We start from the raw sequence: 430 nt of genomic DNA on the forward strand, positions 1-430 counted from the left end.
CCGATGACTGTCACGCTCAGCAATGGCGCCGTAATCAACATCGAAGCTGGTAAAACCACCGGCTCGGTGGTGGTCGAYACCCCGGCGAATGACGTCTACAAAAACGGCAGCACCGTCAGCACCACCATCGAAAGCACCACCGGTGGCAACTTCGAACAGTTGACCCCGAGCACGACGCCGGCAGTCACGACGATCACCGATTCGATCGACAACACCGGACTGTCCCTGGCAGCGACCGGTTCGGTCACCGAAGGCGGCCAGATCACCTACACCGCCACGCTGAGCAATCCGGCTGGCACACCGATGACTGTCACGCTCAGCAATGGCGCCGTAATCAACATCGAAGCTGGTAAAACCACCGGCTCGGTGGTGGTCGATACCCCGGCSAAYGACGTCTACAAAAACGGCAGCACCGTCAGCACCACCATCG

Annotated in this window: 1 protein-coding gene; it reads left to right on the forward strand. The window is 60.0% G+C overall.

Annotation, left to right across the window (positions count from 1 at the left end):
• Positions 1-430, forward strand: a 430-nt coding sequence (locus tag AC1DHT_RS29380) for an immunoglobulin-like domain-containing protein (RefSeq protein ID WP_477761609.1), incomplete at both ends; no start/stop codon positions are given.

Source organism: Pseudomonas sp. 05N432, assembly GCF_056396945.1.